A 14,853-nucleotide genomic window follows, 5' to 3' on the forward strand; every position below is an offset into this window, starting at 1 on the left:
TGCACGCCGGATAACCCAGCGTATTTTATTTGCGGAATGAATATGGCCCATTGCCATAAGGGAAGGGGCCAGGGCAGGGAAGGTTAGTAAATGACTTTATGCCCGTAACCTTCCAGGATGCCTTTTACGCGATCCATCGTCTCGGTTGTGGGTGGATGCACGCCATCCAGCTTGTACTCTTCCCCCATGGCAATCCATTTGTGCTTGCCCAACTCGTGGTAAGGCAGCAATTCGATTTTCTCAATGTTGCTCATGTCCTTCGTGAACTCACCCAGCATATGGGCGGACTTATCGTCATCAGACCAGCCGGGTACTACCACGTAACGGATCCAGGTGCGCTGATTGCGTTTCGCCAGGTAACGGGCAAAGTCCAGCGTACGGTGGTTGGACACGCCGACCAGGTTCTGGTGAATATCATCGTTCATCTGTTTGAGATCGAGCATGACCAGATCGGTGGTGTCGAGCAGTTCATCAATGACCGGATCGTAACGGCGAACAAAGCCATTCGTATCCAGGCAGGTGTTGATGCCTTCCTTATGGCAGGCACGGAACCAGTCGCGGACAAATTCGGCCTGCAAGATGGCCTCACCACCGGATGCGGTAACGCCGCCGCCGGAGGCGTTCATAAAGTGGCGATAGGATACGGTGTCTTTCATCAGGTCTTCCACGGTGACTTCCGTCCCGGCGTGGGTATCCCAGGTATCGCGGTTATGGCAATACAGGCAGCGCATCAGACAACCCTGGAAGAAAACGATAAAACGTATCCCTGGGCCATCAACCGTGCCACAGGATTCAAAAGAGTGAATGCGACCTTTCACTGACATTGCGGGAATCTCTCCAATATGGGCTGTCAAACGCAGCCTCTAAAAACCGGCTTTATTGCGGGGAGCAGGGGGATACGATGTGGCTACCCACAGCGGGGCAAATGAAACCATTCCTGCTAACCGGCGATTATACCGAATAACTGTTTTGCCGGACATCCATCAAGTATATACCTGTCGTACTGTAAGTTGCAGGCGCGTTGGCGTTATTACTCAGCCTGTCGGTTCGCGGCGTAACCGCCGGCGCTCCGTATTTCCGCTACTTACGTTTTAGGGCAATAGCTGCCTGGCAAAGCAGACTCATGCGAGTCAGGGATGTTGATTTGGTTGTTAAAAGGGCCGGAATAGACCGGCCCTGATTTACCAGGAAGCGGGCGGAGAAGCGCCCGCTCACAGTACCTTACATGGTTTTGGTGAAGGTACGGGTGATAACGTCCTGTTGCTGTTCTTTGGTCAGCGAGTTGAAACGCACGGCGTAACCAGATACGCGGATGGTCAACTGAGGATATTTCTCAGGGTTTTCCATCGCATCCAGCAGCATTTCGCGGTTCATGACGTTAACGTTCAGGTGCTGGCCACCTTCGATAGCGGACTCATGGTGGAAGTAACCGTCCATCAGGCCTGCTAGGTTGGTTCTGCGTACATCTTCGTCTTTACCCAACGCATTAGGCACGATGGAGAAGGTGTAGGAGATACCGTCTTTCGCGTAGGCAAACGGCAGTTTAGCTACGGAAGTCAGGGAAGCCACAGCACCTTTCTGATCGCGGCCGTGCATTGGGTTGGCGCCAGGACCAAATGGCGCGCCAGCGCGGCGACCATCCGGAGTGTTACCGGTTTTCTTACCATAAACCACGTTAGAGGTAATGGTCAGAACGGACTGCGTTGGCACGGCGTTGCGGTAGGTGGTCAGTTTCTGAATTTTCTTCATGAAACGTTCAACCAGATCGCAGGCGATGTCATCAACGCGCGGATCGTTGTTACCGAACTGCGGATATTCGCCTTCAACTTTAAAGTCTACCGCCAGGCCGTCTTCGTCACGGATGGTGGACACTTTCGCGTATTTGATGGCGGACAGGGAGTCGGCAGCCACAGACAGGCCGGCGATACCACAGGCCATGGTGCGGTAAACGTCGCGATCGTGCAGCGCCATCAGTGATGCTTCGTAGCTGTATTTATCATGCATGTAGTGGATGATGTTCAGCGCGGTCACATACTGTTTGGCCAGCCAATCCATAAAGTGGTCCATGCGTTCCATGACTTTGTCATAGTCCAGCACGTCGTCCATCATTGGCGCTTCTTTCGGGCCAACCTGCATTTTCATTTTTTCGTCAACGCCGCCGTTGATGGCGTAAAGCATGGTTTTCGCCAGGTTAGCGCGCGCGCCGAAGAACTGCATTTGTTTACCCACAACCATTGGGCTGACGCAACAGGCGATGGCGTAGTCATCGTTGTTGAAGTCTGGGCGCATCAGGTCGTCGTTTTCGTACTGAACGGAAGACGTATCGATGGACACTTTCGCCGCGAATTTCTTGAAGTTCAGTGGCAGTTTTTCAGACCACAGGATGGTCATGTTCGGTTCCGGAGACGGCCCCATGGTGTACAGGGTGTTCAGGAAACGGAAGCTGTTTTTGGTAACCAGAGTACGGCCGTCGACACCCATACCGCCCAGTGATTCGGTGGCCCAGATTGGGTCGCCGGAGAACAGCTCATCATATTCAGGCGTACGCAGGAAACGCACCATACGCAGTTTCATGACCAGGTGGTCGATCAGTTCCTGAGCTTGTTCTTCGTTCAGTTTGCCTGCCTTGATATCACGTTCAAAGTAAACGTCGAGGAAGGTAGACACGCGGCCGAAGGACATGGCAGCGCCGTTCTGCGATTTAACCGCAGCCAGGTAGCCGAAGTAGGTCCACTGCACAGCTTCCTGAGCGGTGGTTGCCGGGCCGGAAATGTCGCAACCGTATTTGGCCGCCATTTCTTTGATGTGGCCCAGAGCACGGTGCTGGTCGGCGATTTCTTCACGCAGACGGATGGTGGCTTCCAGATCTTCACCGTTTTCCAGTTTGCTTTGCAGTGAAGTGAACTGGTTAAACTTGTCTTGCATCAGGTAGTCGATACCGTACAGCGCTACGCGACGGTAGTCACCGATAATACGGCCACGGCCGTAAGCATCTGGCAGACCGGTCAGCACGCCGGATTTACGACAACGCAGGATGTTCGGCGTGTAGACGTCGAATACGCCCTGGTTGTGGGTTTTACGATATTCGGTGAAGACTTTTTTCAGCTGTGGATCCAGCTCACGATCGTACGCCTTGCAGGAGTTTTCGATCATTTTGATGCCGCCGAATGGGATCAGCGCACGTTTCAGTGGGGCTTCAGTCTGCAGACCAACCACGGTTTCCAGATCTTTATTGATGTAGCCGGCATCGTGAGAAGTAATGGTAGAAGCAAGGCTGGTATCGAAATCAACTGGCGCATGGGTGCGGTTTTCCAGTTTGATCCCTTCCATAACTTTGTCCCACAGAGTGGTGGTGGCCTGAGTTGCGCCAGCCAGGAAGGATTCGTCACCTTCATAAGGCGTATAGTTTTTCTGGATGAAGTCACGAACGTTGACTTCATTCTGCCAGTCGCCTTTGCTGAAACCTTCCCAGGCTTTGGCTAACTTCTCGTTAAGTTCGGTCATTGTACACCTACCTTCTAATGTGGATTTCTTTGTAAACCCGTCGCTGCGGTCATAACACAGTTTAGTGCTGTTGTGCGCCGCGCAGATAAATTACCCAGTAAGTCAGCCCAACCAGCAGGCCGCCGCCGATGATGTTGCCAATGGTGACGGGGATCAGATTATCAATGATAAAGTTGCTTACGGTCAGGTGAGCGAACTGCTCTGGTGCTGCCCCTACGGCTTGCCAAAATTCAGGTGTGGCGAAGTCTTTAACCACAATACCCATAGGGATCATAAACATATTTGCGATGCTGTGTTCGAAGCCGCTGGCAACAAACATGGCTACCGGAAGGATCATGGCGAACATCTTGTCCATTAGTGTGCGGCCGGAATAGCTCATCCAGATTGCCAGGCATACCATCAGGTTAGCCAAGATGCCAAGGCAGACCGCTTCGATGAATGTGTGGTGAACCTTGTGGTCTGCTGTTTGCAACACATTCAGCCCCCACTGGCCGTTTGCCACCATATATTCGCCGGAGAACCAGATTAAAGCGACGAAGAACAGCGCGCCGATCAGATTACCAATATAGACATTGATCCAGTTGGCTGCCAGTTGGCGCCAGGTAATGCGCCCACTGGCCTTGGCGATGACGGTTAATACCGTTGAGGTAAACAGATCGGCGCCGCATACCACTACCAGCATCAGCCCCATCGAGAAGCAGATACCGCCGACCAGTTTTGCCAGGCCGAAGGGTACGCCGGCGGTGCCGGTAGTTGCTGTGATATAGAACACAAATGCGATGGAAATGAATACGCCGGCATTAATCGCCAAATAAAAAGTTTTTAGCGGGTGCTTGGTAGCTTTATAAACGCCTGCATCTTCGGCGACTTTCGCCATTGCGGCAGGTAATAACAGGTCAAAGGTGTTGTCAGCTTTCACACCAACTCTCGCTCTAAAGGGTTAAAACAACGCAATGAGATACTAGCAAAGCAGTATAGGGTAAAAATTGATTTGGATCATAACGTAAGGAAGTAAAGCGGCCTAAAACCGTAAAAAAACTACGGGTAATGCTAGTATTATATTGATTTTAAATGAAAAAATATTTTTTAATCTTTGCGTAAAATTTTGAAAATGTGACGTTGTAGCCATTTTTGCGGATAAAACACTGCTGATTTTATCGCTTTTCGGAAATTAAACTTTCATCATCGTTTAATTATTAATTTACCAATGTGCAACAATTAATTGGCGAGCGGGTGAGAATGCCGGTAACTGCTTGTTTAATTAAGAAAATAAAAAAGACGTGCTAAACTTGGTAATACCTAAATTTAATTAATGTATTTGAACTTCTGGCTGAATAGCGCCGGCGTTACACCGGCGCTGAAGGCAATGGCTTATGCCTGTGCCCAATAACGGCGTTTCGCCTGCTGCAGTTTTTCATAGGCAGCCAACAGCGCCTGATGGGCTGGCAGGGCCTGTAAATCACTATCAATGGCGAATAATCCGTTGAAACACGCCTCGCCGCTGATGGCTGCTGAGGCCGCGTCTACCGCCTCCTGACCATACATTTTGACAAACGCATGATAATACTGCGCGCTGTCGCGCTCGTCTTCCATCGCCAACAGCAGCAACGTCTGTAAGCAACGGTAATAATTGGCGCGTGCTGGCGTAAATACCGACGCGTTGAAATCCTGCGTCCACTCCACCCAGGCCAGCGCCTGTTCCAGATCGCCGCCGGCCAGCGCCAGCATGGCTTTGAGTTCGCCCACGCGCAGCGTATGCCAGCCGTTGTCTTTGCCCGGCGCGATGCCCAGCAGTTCACGGACGCGGGTGAAATCATCCAGGCCTTCGTCGTCCAGGCGCTGAATCAACGCCAGATACTCTGGTGCCTGCCACTCGCTGCCCGGCAATTGCAGCAGGGTTTCACGCAGGTGCGCCCCCATGCTGTTGTTGGCCAGCAGTAGATCTTCCGCAGGGTAAATGTCCGACATGCCGGGAACGATAATGCGGCAGGTGTATACGCCCAAATGTTGGTAGTCGGCAATGTACACTTCGGCACCTTCCTGATCGAAGATACTCATCAGGGTGGCGAACTCTTGTTCCGTGCTGCCGCTGAACGTCCAGTCAACGAAGGGATAATCGGGGTCCTGCTTGAACATGTCCCAGGATATCAGGCCGCTGGAGTCGATAAAATGGGTTTCCAGGTTGGCATGTTCAGCCACTTCTTCATCATCGAAGGTCGGGGCGGTAAACACGTCCAGATCTTTCAGGCTACGGCCCTGCAGCAGTTCGGTGACGGTACGCTCCAATGCCACGCCGAAATCCGGGTGTGCGCCGAAGGACGCAAAGCAGGTGCCGTTGGTTGGGTTGAACAGCACCACGCAGATGACCGGGTATTTGCCGCCTAAAGAGGCGTCATACGCCAGAATCGGGAAGCCTTCTTCTTCCAGCCGGGCAATGGCTTCGACCACGCCGGGGTAGCGGTTCAGCACCGCGGCAGGAATTTCCGGCAGGCTGATGGCTTCGGCGATGATGCGGTTCTTCACATAGCGTTCGAAGACTTCCGACAACCCCTGCACGCGCGCTTCATTGGCGGTATTGCCCGCGGACATGCCGTTGGAAACGTACAGGTTGCCGATGATATTCATTGGGATGTACACGGTTTGCCGATCGGATTGGCGGGTGAACGGCAGGGCGCAGATCCCGCGTTCAGCATTGCCGGACTGCAGATCGACCAGATCGCTGGTGCGCAGTTCTTGCTCCGGATCGTAGAATGCCTGTAACCGTTCATCGAGGATGCCGGCCGGCAGCGTTTCATCGGCCGGAATCGGGAACCATTTTTCATTGGGGTAGTGCACGAAATCGCCTTCGGCGATGCGTTTGCCCAAATAGAAATCGGCGAAGAAATAGTTGGTGGACAGGCGCTCAAAGTACTCGCCCAGCGCCGAGGCCAGCGCGGCTTTTTTACTGGCGCCTTTGCCGTTGGTAAAGCACAGCGGGCAGTCGCGATCGCGGATGTGCACCGACCATACGTGTGGCACCGGGTTAAGCCAGGAGGCTTCTTCAATATTAAAACCCAGATCGATGAGTTTTTGTTGGAAACGGGCTATGGAGTCTTCCAGCGCGGCGTCTTTACCAGGGATAAAAGTTTGCGTCATGGCCTTCACTATTTTGAGCGGACGGAAACCCGCCATAATACGGGCTTTTGACCTTAAGCTCCATGTATTCCGCCAGGTGGATTAAACCCCTAAAGATAGTAAGTGTAATAATTGTGAATCAATGAGTTAGCCCTGCGGGAAAATCAACGTGCACGCTATACGCCGTGTATAGCGCCATATTGCCCAGCGGCGCTTAGCGCCGTGCGCTTACGCGCCAAATTATTCCGCAGTTAAGCGGGGGCGGCGGCGCGGCGGAATACAGCATAAAAAACCAGGCTAACCGATTGAATCATCCAGCATCACCGCTTTCTGTGGTAAAAAATGCGGCCATACCGGCAATGCCTGCTGGAGCGTGCGCCTCGCAGGCATTGCCAGGGGGCGAATAAGCATTGCAGCCGTATGGCGCGAGTGATAAAACCGTCAGACGTGTTTTCAACATAATGAAGCGGTGTTTTGCCATTGAGCGCGATCGTTGTAGGTTGCCGTTGGGGAGCCGACGCCCGACCAATTGCGAGACATCGTCTGGTTTCGGGCGTATTATCTAAGCCAGAACCATTGGCAAAAATAGTGAATGTGGTGAGGGGAAATGACTCAGGTTTATAATTTTAGTTCTGGCCCGGCGATGTTGCCGGTAGAAGTGTTGCGTCGTGCAGAACAGGAGCTATGCAACTGGCATGGCCTTGGTACTTCGGTAATGGAGATCAGCCACCGCAGTAAGGAATTTCTCGCCGTTGCTGAGCAATCGGAACAAGATCTGCGCGATCTGCTGAAAGTCCCTGACAACTACAAGGTGCTGTTTTGCCATGGTGGCGCCCGCGCGCAATTCGCCGCCCTGCCGTTAAACCTGCTGGGCGATAAAACCAGCGCTGACTACATTGACGGCGGTTACTGGGCCCACAGCGCGATTAAAGAAGCGCAAAAATATTGCACGCCGAACATTATCGACGTCCAAACCACCGTTGACGGGCTGCGGGCGATCAAACCGATGAGCGAATGGCAGTTGAGCGCGGATGCCGCTTATGTTCACTACTGCCCGAACGAAACCATCGACGGCGTGGCTATCGATGAAACCCCGGATTTCGCTGACAGTATCGTGATTGGCGACTTCTCCTCCACCATTCTTTCCCGCCCGATAGACGTGAGCCGTTTTGGCGTTATCTATGCCGGCGCGCAGAAAAATGTCGGCCCGGCGGGGCTGACGCTGGCGATTGTCCGTGAAGATCTGCTGGGCAAAGCACGCCAGGAAGTCCCTTCGATTCTTGATTACACCGTTCTGGCCGAAAACGGCTCCATGTTTAACACCCCGCCGACTTTTGCCTGGTATCTTTCCGGCCTGGTGTTTAAATGGCTGAAAGAGCAAGGCGGGCTGGTGGAAATGGAAAAACGCAACCAGGCCAAGGCCGAACTGCTGTATGGCACCATTGATAGCTCCGATTTCTATCGTAACCAGGTGGCGCCATCTAACCGTTCCAAGATGAACGTGCCGTTCCAACTGGCCGATGCCGCGCTGGATAAAGTGTTCCTCAGCGAAGCCGAAGCGGCGGGCCTGCAGGCGCTGAAAGGGCACCGTGTGGTGGGCGGCATGCGCGCCTCCATCTATAACGCCATGCCGCTGGCCGGCGTTCAGGCGCTGACCGACTTTATGGTTGATTTCGAGCGCCGCCACGGTTAATTGTGTTAGCCCAATCCCCGGTGGGCGGGCTGTTGTTCCTGTATGTTAAAGCGGCCCCGGTTTTGCCCGGGGCCGTTTCGTTTATCAGATTTGGAGAGTGTGGTTTACATGGCTGATTCCCTGACGTTACAACCGGTTGCTTTGGTCGATGGCACCGTCAACTTACCTGGCTCGAAGAGCGTATCCAACCGGGCGCTGTTGCTATCGGCCTTCGCCGAAGGGACCACGACGCTGACTAACCTGTTGGACAGTGATGACGTGCGCCATATGCTTAATGCGCTGCAGGCGTTGGGGGTGTCTTACCAGCTCTCTGACGATCGTACGACCTGTCGTGTGACCGGTGTGGCGGGGCCGTTGCAGGCCAAACAGCCGTTGGAATTGTTCCTGGGCAACGCAGGCACCGCTATGCGCCCGCTGGCAGCGGCCTTGTGCCTGGGGCACGGCGATGTGGTGCTGACGGGGGAACCCCGGATGAAGGAACGGCCGATTGGCCACCTGGTGGATGCCCTGCGCCAGGGGGGCGCGGTTATCGATTATCTGGAGCAGAGCGGTTATCCGCCGCTGCGCCTGCGCGGCGGTTTCCGTGGCGGCGACGTCAGCGTTGACGGCAGCGTCTCCAGCCAGTTCCTGACGGCGTTGTTGATGATGGCACCGCTGGCGGAACAAGACACCCACATCCATATCAAAGGCGAATTGGTTTCTAAACCCTACATTGATATCACGCTGCACCTGATGGCAACCTTCGGCGTTGCGGTCAGCCACGAAAACTACCGCGTGTTTCACATCCGTGGGCAGCAAACCTACCGTTCCCCGGGCGAGTATCTGGTGGAAGGCGATGCTTCCTCTGCCTCTTATTTCCTGGCGGCGGGGGCCATTCGGGGCGGCACGGTGCGCGTTACCGGCATTGGTAAGAACAGCGTGCAGGGCGACACCCAATTTGCTCACGTGCTGGAAAAAATGGGCGCGAAGGTCGTTTGGGGCGATGATTTTATTGAGTGCACTCGCGGTAGTCTCAAAGGCATCGATATGGATATGAACCATATCCCTGACGCGGCAATGACCATTGCCACCACCGCCTTGTTTGCCGAAGGGCCGACTACCATCCGCAACATCTACAACTGGCGCGTGAAAGAGACCGATCGCCTGGCGGCGATGGCGATCGAACTGCGTAAAGTCGGCGCGGAAGTGGAAGAGGGCGAGGATTTTATCCGAGTGGTGCCGCCGGCCAAGCTGCGCGCAGCTGAAATCGGCACTTACAACGATCACCGTATGGCGATGTGCTTCTCACTGGTGGCGCTGTCTGATACGCCGGTGACGATCCTCGATCCAAAATGTACCGCGAAAACCTTCCCGGACTATTTTGAGCAGTTAATCCGTATTAGCCAATTGGCATAATTGCCGCCCTTGGTATTAACCCCCTGTCGGCCTTTGGCCCGCAGGGGGTTTTGCTTTTTGGCGAGACGGGGACATACGTTTCCCTTATAAGTGCCGGGCTTAAGCGCCGACTGCTAAATATAAGCAAGATAATGGTATATAACGATATTTATCTTTTTATACTTATCAATTTTAAGTGTGTCACTGTGCACTACTTTTGTGCCCGCTGGTGGTGCATGGCTGCAGTATGGCGCATTTTATCTCCCAGCCAGGCTGGATAAAAAACAAACGCCTTACAAATCATCTTGTTGTTATCACTGAATCCTAGAACCCCATGTGCACTGGCCGTTTTTTGTGGCATGGAATTTGCTCTGTTTATTTTATGGCGGCTTTATCAATGAGTGAAAAACATAAGCCAGAATAAATGATGTCAGAGCGGGATGGGGTACTAATGAGTCATAGTGTTAATGGGAATCACCTCCAGCAAGGACTGAAACCACGGCATGTCACGATGTTGTCAATTGCCGGGGTTATTGGAGCAGGGCTGTTTGTCGGCTCATCACATGCTATCGCTGAAGCCGGGCCGGCGGTGTTGCTGGCTTATGCGGCGGCGGGGGCTTTGGTTGTGCTGGTCATGCGTATGCTGGCGGAAATGGCGATTGCCTCACCGGATACCGGATCGTTTTCAACCTACGCCGAAAAAGCGATCGGTCGCTGGGCCGGCTTTACCATCGGCTGGCTGTACTGGTGGTTTTGGGTGTTGGTGATTCCACTAGAAGCGAACGCTGCGGCGACGATTTTGCACGCCTGGTTCCCCGGCATCGCCATCTGGGTATTTACTTTGGTGATCACGCTGTTGCTCACCGCCACTAACCTGTTCAGCGTGAAAAACTACGGTGAGTTTGAATTCTGGTTCGCCTTGCTGAAGGTGGCGGCCATCGTCGGTTTTATCGCGCTGGGGCTGCTGGCGATTTTTGGTTTGCTGCCGGGCAGCAGCGTGAGCGGCATTTCTCATATCTATGATACCCATGGTTTTATGCCCAACGGCTTTGGCGCCGTGCTGGCGGCGATACTGACCACGATGTTTTCCTTTATGGGGACGGAAATCGTGACTATCGCCGCGGCCGAATCGAAAAACCCAGGGCGGGAAATCACCAAGGCCACCAATTCGGTGATTTGGCGTATTGGCTTGTTCTATCTGCTTTCCATTTTCATCGTACTGGCGCTGGTTCCCTGGAATGACAGCAGCCTGCCCAGCGTTGGCTCTTATCAAACGGTGCTTGAGCGGATGGGGATCCCGCATGCAAAACTGATTGTGGATATTGTGGTGTTGGTGGCGGTGACCAGTTGCCTGAACTCCGCACTTTATACCTCGTCGCGTATGCTGTTTTCTCTTGGCGCACGCGGTGATGCGCCGGCCGTGTGCAAACGCACTAACCGCGTGGGCACCCCGTACTGTGCGGTATTGATGTCGACTATCGCGGCGTTTTTGGCCGTGTTCGCCAACTACGTCGCGCCAGCCGAGGTGTTCAGCTTCCTGCTGGCCAGTTCGGGGGCGATTGCGTTACTGGTTTACCTGGTGATTTCCATCGCGCACCTGCGCATGCGCCGCCAACGGGAAGCGCAGGGCGAAACCATTAGCTTTAAAATGTGGTTGTTCCCAGGGCTAACCTATCTGGTGATCGCCTTTATCGTGGCGGTATTGGCGGTTATGTTCATCATGCCGGCCCATCGTATGGAGATCGTGGCGACCGGCGTGCTTAGCCTGGGCGTGATTGCCGTGGGGATCGTGGTCCAGGGCAGGAAAAAGAGCGCCAACCGGCGGCGTGACGTGCTGGTGGACAGCTATTAAACGCGGCGCTGTGGGTAAGTGCTATCTCTGCGTTAAACAGGCCGCCTTGTGCGGCCTGTGCTTTTGGCGCCCCTGATGCAGTGTATTAATGCGCGCCAGCGCTTATTTTTAATAACCAGACGGTTCCAGGGTAACAGTTCCCGTGATGGCTAGGTATAATATGCCCCGAACCTGCCCGACAATGGCGCAGGCCAGCAGGGGCGCCGCCAGGCCCCTTGCACGGTTTTTACCTGAAGGAGAAGAAAATGACGGCTATAGCCCCGGTGATAACCGTTGATGGGCCAAGTGGTGCAGGCAAGGGCACGCTGTGTAAAGCGTTGGCCGAGTCCCTTGGTTGGCGTTTGCTGGATTCCGGCGCGATCTATCGCGTGTTGGCGCTGGCCGCTTTGCACCACCAGGTCGATATCGCTTCAGAAGAAGCGCTGGTACCGCTGGCAGCACATCTTGACGTCCGTTTCATTGCCCAGGACGGCAGGCTACAGGTCATTTTAGAAGGTGAGGACGTCAGTAATGAGATCCGCACTGAAACCGTCGGCAACACGGCATCGCAGGCCGCTGCCTTTCCACGCGTGCGTGAAGCGCTGCTGCGCCGCCAGCGCGCGTTTCGCGAAGCGCCCGGCCTGATTGCCGATGGCCGCGATATGGGCACGGTGGTGTTCCCGGACGCGCCGGTGAAAATTTTCCTTGACGCCAGCGCGGAAGAACGCGCGCAGCGGCGCATGCTGCAGTTGCAAGAAAAAGGCTTTAATGTTAACTTCGAACGTCTTTTAGCCGAGATAAAGGAACGGGATACTCGCGACCGCAACAGGCCTGTCGCACCTCTGGTGCCGGCCCCTGAAGCGCTCATACTGGACTCAACCAGTATGTCGATCGACGAGGTCATCCAGCGTGCGTTGGCACATGCGCAAACCATTTTGGCGTTGCCGCAGCAATAGCTCGGCGGCGTAATTTGTTTTTGTTAGCGTATTGTCATAGCACTATTCTGATATATTGGGTAAAATTTATCGCTATTAGTAACCTTGCCGGCATGGAGCAAAGGCAGGGATGTGAAACAACCCCATTCGGCATGAAGCTAAATGGACGTTAAACTAAAGAACCCTGAAGATTAAACATGACTGAATCTTTCGCTCAACTCTTTGAAGAATCCTTAAAAGAAATCGAAACCCGCCCGGGTTCCATCGTTCGTGGCGTTGTTGTTGCTATCGATAAAGACGTAGTACTGGTTGATGCCGGTCTGAAATCTGAATCCGCCATTCCGGCAGAGCAATTCAAAAATGCCCAGGGCGAACTGGAAATCCAGGTTGGCGACGAAGTTGACGTTGCTCTGGACGCTGTTGAAGACGGCTTCGGTGAAACTCTGCTGTCCCGTGAAAAAGCTAAACGTCACGAAGCTTGGATCACGCTGGAAAAAGCATACGAAGACGCTGAGACTGTTGTCGGTGTGATCAACGGCAAAGTGAAGGGTGGCTTCACTGTCGAGCTGAACGGCATCCGTGCGTTCCTGCCAGGTTCCCTGGTTGACGTGCGCCCAGTACGCGACACCCTGCATCTGGAAGGCAAAGAGCTTGAGTTCAAAGTCATCAAGCTGGATCAGAAACGCAACAACGTTGTTGTTTCTCGCCGTGCCGTCATCGAATCCGAAAACAGCGCAGAGCGCGATCAACTGCTGGAAAACCTGCAGGAAGGCATGGAAGTTAAAGGTATCGTTAAGAACCTCACTGACTACGGTGCATTCGTTGATCTGGGCGGCGTAGATGGCCTGCTGCACATCACTGATATGGCTTGGAAACGCGTTAAGCACCCAAGCGAAATCGTTAATGTTGGTGATGAAATCACTGTTAAAGTTCTGAAGTTCGACCGCGAACGTACGCGTGTTTCCCTGGGCCTGAAACAGCTGGGCGAAGATCCATGGGTTGCTATCGCGAAACGTTACCCAGAAGGCACCAAGCTGACTGGCCGCGTGACCAACCTGACTGATTACGGCTGCTTCGTAGAAATCGAAGAAGGCGTTGAAGGTCTGGTACACGTTTCCGAAATGGATTGGACCAACAAAAACATCCATCCGTCCAAAGTGGTTAACGTGGGCGACGTTGTGGAAGTTATGGTTCTGGACATCGACGAAGAACGTCGTCGTATCTCCCTGGGCCTGAAACAATGCAAATCCAACCCATGGCAGCAATTTGCTGAAACCCACAACAAGGGCGACCGCGTTGAAGGTAAAATCAAGTCTATCACTGACTTCGGTATCTTCATCGGCCTGGATGGCGGCATCGACGGCCTGGTTCACCTGTCTGACATCTCCTGGAACGTTGCAGGCGAAGAAGCAGTTCGTGAATACAAGAAAGGCGACGAAATCGCAGCGGTTGTTCTGCAGGTTGACGCAGAGCGCGAACGTATCTCTCTGGGCGTGAAACAACTGGCTGAAGACCCGTTCAATAACTACCTGTCTCTGAACAAGAAAGGTTCTATTGTTACTGGTAAAGTCACCGCTGTTGACGCTAAAGGTGCTACAGTTGAATTGGCAGGCGGCGTAGAAGGTTACCTGCGTGCATCTGAAGCCTCTCGCGATCGCATTGAAGACGCAACTCTGGTTCTGAGCGTTGGTGATGACGTTGAAGCTAAATTCACCGGTGTGGATCGTAAGAACCGCGTTGTAAGCCTGTCCGTCCGTGCTAAGGACGAAGCTGACGAGAAAGACGCTATCGCGACTGTTAACAACAAACAGGAAGACGGTAACTTCTCTAACGCTATGGCTGAAGCTTTCAAAGCGGCTAAAGGCGAGTAATGACGGGGGGCGGTTTCTGGCCGCCCCGATACGGTAGTTTAGCTGAAAAGCTTGGAGGAACTATGACCAAGTCTGAACTTATTGAAAGACTGGCTGGCCAGCAATCTCATATTCCGGCTAAGGCCGTTGAGGATGCCGTGAAGGAAATGCTTGAGCACATGGCTGCAACGCTAGCCGAGGGTGAACGCATCGAAATCCGCGGATTCGGCAGTTTTTCTCTTCACTACCGTGCTCCGCGCGTTGGGCGTAACCCGAAGACCGGTGACAAGGTTGAGTTGGACGGTAAGTACGTGCCTCACTTCAAACCGGGTAAAGAGTTGCGTGACCGTGCCAATATCTATGGTTAATCCATAGAGTTGTTGCTTGTAACGAATACAAAACGGTGCCTGATGGCGCCGTTTTTCTTGTCGATGGAAAACCCCCAGCTAGGCTGGGGGTTCCGGAAAGCTTTCAGCTTTAAGCCAGTTATTAAAACCCCTTTTGATTTGTTAAAACATCTTGCGGTCTGGCAACTGCAAAAGTTCAACAAGA

Annotated in this window: 11 protein-coding genes; 6 read left to right on the plus strand and 5 right to left on the minus strand. The window is 53.5% G+C overall.

Going from position 1 to position 14,853, the window contains the following annotated elements; all coding sequences use genetic code 11:
* Positions 1–83 precede the first annotated feature (83 nt).
* The 5 genes from pflA to AC559G_RS21010 all read right to left on the minus strand — a co-directional run bounded on the left by pflA (position 84) and on the right by AC559G_RS21010 (position 7,099).
* A complete protein-coding gene (gene pflA, locus AC559G_RS20990; RefSeq protein WP_438597805.1) occupies positions 84–824 on the minus strand; it encodes a pyruvate formate lyase 1-activating protein in 741 nt (246 codons plus the stop codon).
* Between the two features lie 397 nt (positions 825–1,221).
* Positions 1,222–3,504: a formate C-acetyltransferase gene (gene pflB, locus AC559G_RS20995; protein WP_438597807.1), complete on the minus strand. Its 2,283-nt coding sequence runs from the start codon at positions 3,502–3,504 to the stop codon at positions 1,222–1,224.
* 61 nt (positions 3,505–3,565) lie between these two features.
* Positions 3,566–4,423: a formate transporter FocA gene (gene focA, locus AC559G_RS21000; RefSeq protein ID WP_346082001.1), complete on the minus strand. Its 858-nt coding sequence runs from the start codon at positions 4,421–4,423 to the stop codon at positions 3,566–3,568.
* A gap of 452 nt (positions 4,424–4,875) precedes the next feature.
* A complete protein-coding gene (gene ycaO, locus AC559G_RS21005; RefSeq protein WP_498914446.1) occupies positions 4,876–6,639 on the minus strand; it encodes a 30S ribosomal protein S12 methylthiotransferase accessory factor YcaO in 1,764 nt (587 codons plus the stop codon).
* Positions 6,640–6,928: 289 nt separating this feature from the next.
* The gene (locus AC559G_RS21010) at positions 6,929–7,099 is read right to left on the minus strand and encodes a hypothetical protein (protein WP_498914448.1); all 171 of its coding nucleotides are present in this window, start codon (positions 7,097–7,099) and stop codon (positions 6,929–6,931) included.
* 126 nt (positions 7,100–7,225) lie between these two features.
* Here AC559G_RS21010 and serC point away from each other — a divergent pair, with 126 nt between their 5' ends.
* From serC to ihfB, 6 genes are all read left to right on the plus strand, one after another.
* Positions 7,226–8,311 (plus strand): 3-phosphoserine/phosphohydroxythreonine transaminase, encoded by a 1,086-nt coding sequence (gene serC / locus AC559G_RS21015; RefSeq protein WP_438597809.1) that lies wholly within the window; start codon positions 7,226–7,228, stop codon positions 8,309–8,311.
* Between the two features lie 108 nt (positions 8,312–8,419).
* Complete coding sequence (aroA, locus tag AC559G_RS21020) at positions 8,420–9,706, plus strand: 3-phosphoshikimate 1-carboxyvinyltransferase (RefSeq protein WP_498914450.1); 1,287 nt, start codon at positions 8,420–8,422, stop codon at positions 9,704–9,706.
* Positions 9,707–10,136: 430 nt separating this feature from the next.
* Complete coding sequence (gene gabP / locus AC559G_RS21025; protein ID WP_438598645.1) at positions 10,137–11,537, plus strand: GABA permease; 1,401 nt, start codon at positions 10,137–10,139, stop codon at positions 11,535–11,537.
* A 245-nt stretch (positions 11,538–11,782) separates the two neighbouring features.
* Positions 11,783–12,472 carry a (d)CMP kinase gene (gene cmk, locus AC559G_RS21030; RefSeq protein WP_121553129.1) on the plus strand — a complete coding sequence of 230 codons (690 nt, stop codon included), beginning with the start codon at positions 11,783–11,785 and terminating at the stop codon, positions 12,470–12,472.
* Between the two features lie 176 nt (positions 12,473–12,648).
* Positions 12,649–14,322 (plus strand): 30S ribosomal protein S1, encoded by a 1,674-nt coding sequence (gene rpsA / locus AC559G_RS21035; RefSeq protein ID WP_095848059.1) that lies wholly within the window; start codon positions 12,649–12,651, stop codon positions 14,320–14,322.
* A 62-nt stretch (positions 14,323–14,384) separates the two neighbouring features.
* Positions 14,385–14,669 carry an integration host factor subunit beta gene (ihfB, locus tag AC559G_RS21040; protein WP_004928264.1) on the plus strand — a complete coding sequence of 95 codons (285 nt, stop codon included), beginning with the start codon at positions 14,385–14,387 and terminating at the stop codon, positions 14,667–14,669.
* Positions 14,670–14,853: the final 184 nt, after the last annotated feature.

It is taken from the genome of Gibbsiella greigii (genome assembly GCF_039540155.1).
GTDB lineage: Bacteria > Pseudomonadota > Gammaproteobacteria > Enterobacterales > Enterobacteriaceae > Gibbsiella > Gibbsiella quercinecans.

What these genes read in the sequence shown, in the direction of transcription:
- pflA (WP_438597805.1), bottom strand. Translation starts at nt 824, where the DNA reads ATGTCAGTGAAAGGTCGCATTCACTCTTTTGAATCCTGTGGCACGGTT.
- pflB (WP_438597807.1), bottom strand. Translation starts at nt 3,504, where the DNA reads ATGACCGAACTTAACGAGAAGTTAGCCAAAGCCTGGGAAGGTTTCAGC.
- ycaO (WP_498914446.1), bottom strand. Translation starts at nt 6,639, where the DNA reads ATGACGCAAACTTTTATCCCTGGTAAAGACGCCGCGCTGGAAGACTCC.
- AC559G_RS21010 (WP_498914448.1), bottom strand. Translation starts at nt 7,099, where the DNA reads ATGGCAAAACACCGCTTCATTATGTTGAAAACACGTCTGACGGTTTTA.
- serC (WP_438597809.1), top strand. Translation starts at nt 7,226, where the DNA reads ATGACTCAGGTTTATAATTTTAGTTCTGGCCCGGCGATGTTGCCGGTA.
- aroA (WP_498914450.1), top strand. Translation starts at nt 8,420, where the DNA reads ATGGCTGATTCCCTGACGTTACAACCGGTTGCTTTGGTCGATGGCACC.
- gabP (WP_438598645.1), top strand. Translation starts at nt 10,137, where the DNA reads ATGAGTCATAGTGTTAATGGGAATCACCTCCAGCAAGGACTGAAACCA.
- cmk (WP_121553129.1), top strand. Translation starts at nt 11,783, where the DNA reads ATGACGGCTATAGCCCCGGTGATAACCGTTGATGGGCCAAGTGGTGCA.
- rpsA (WP_095848059.1), top strand. Translation starts at nt 12,649, where the DNA reads ATGACTGAATCTTTCGCTCAACTCTTTGAAGAATCCTTAAAAGAAATC.
- ihfB (WP_004928264.1), top strand. Translation starts at nt 14,385, where the DNA reads ATGACCAAGTCTGAACTTATTGAAAGACTGGCTGGCCAGCAATCTCAT.